Origin of the sequence: Pseudomonas sp. R62, assembly GCF_000257605.1 — a bacterium.
Lineage (GTDB): Bacteria > Pseudomonadota > Gammaproteobacteria > Pseudomonadales > Pseudomonadaceae > Aquipseudomonas > Aquipseudomonas atacamensis.
The window spans coordinates 1-854 of the sequence record NZ_AHZM01000913.1 but is presented as its reverse complement, the minus strand read 5'-3'; the positions used below and the strand labels follow the sequence as shown (position 1 = coordinate 854).

Genomic DNA, 854 nt, shown 5'->3' with positions numbered 1-854 from the left:
GCGCCCGTCACCGCTTTCATGTGCCGGTGTATTCGCGAGTGCTGATTCGCGATCCGGCGGATTTTTCCCTGCTGCCCTATGGCCAACAAGGCCTGCTCGGCTTCGTCTCGCCTTACATCTCCTCCAGCCCGGCCCACGCCGTGGTCATGAGCGACCTTGCCACGCTGCACCCGGGCGCAAGTTGCGGCTGTGGATTGACCAGCGACTGGTTCGAACTGCACGGCCGCGCCGCCACCACAGCGGGCAGAAGCTGCGCAATGGCCGCCGCCGAATTAATGGGGAGTCACTGATATGTATTTGATCAATGGACAACTGCACCACGCTTATAGCCTCGACCAAGCGCTGCAAGACCTGCAACAGGCGTTGCCGCAACACTTGGCGAGGGCACTCGACAGCCGCACAGTCATCGACGCAGTCGCGAAATTTGCCCGGCAACTGCATGACGCGCACTCGGATCTGCCCCTCGACAACGAGCAGCGGCAGACCCTGATCGATTTCTGCCAACCCGAAGCGCTAGCCTACAAACGCCAGCGTGAATTGGGCGCCGAGGCCGATTGCCTGCGTCGTTTCGATTATCGCCAGCCACGCTTCGAAGCCTGGCGTCCGCTCGGGCTGGTGGTGCACATCACTCCGGCCAACGCGCCGCTGCTGGCCTTTTGCGCGGTGGTGGAAAGTCTGCTCGCCGGCAACGTCAACTGGTTGCGCCCCAGCCGCAGCGATCAAGGCCTGACGGCGCAACTGTTGCGCGCGTTGGTCGACTGCGATGCCAGCGGACAACTGGCCGGACATGTGGCGGTGATTCCAGCGAGCACCGAGCAGATCGGCAAGCTGTGCAAACCCGCCAACGGCGTTGC

Annotated in this window: 2 protein-coding genes; both read left to right on the top strand. The window is 63.1% G+C overall.

The window, feature by feature from the left end; genetic code table 11:
- Positions 1–290 (top strand): LuxE/PaaK family acyltransferase (locus OQK_RS01080; protein WP_443216323.1); only part of this gene is annotated, 290 nt, incomplete at its 5' end.
- Position 291: 1 nt separating this feature from the next.
- A partial coding sequence (locus OQK_RS01075) for an aldehyde dehydrogenase family protein (RefSeq protein ID WP_038860248.1) occupies positions 292–854 on the top strand: 563 nt, incomplete at its 3' end.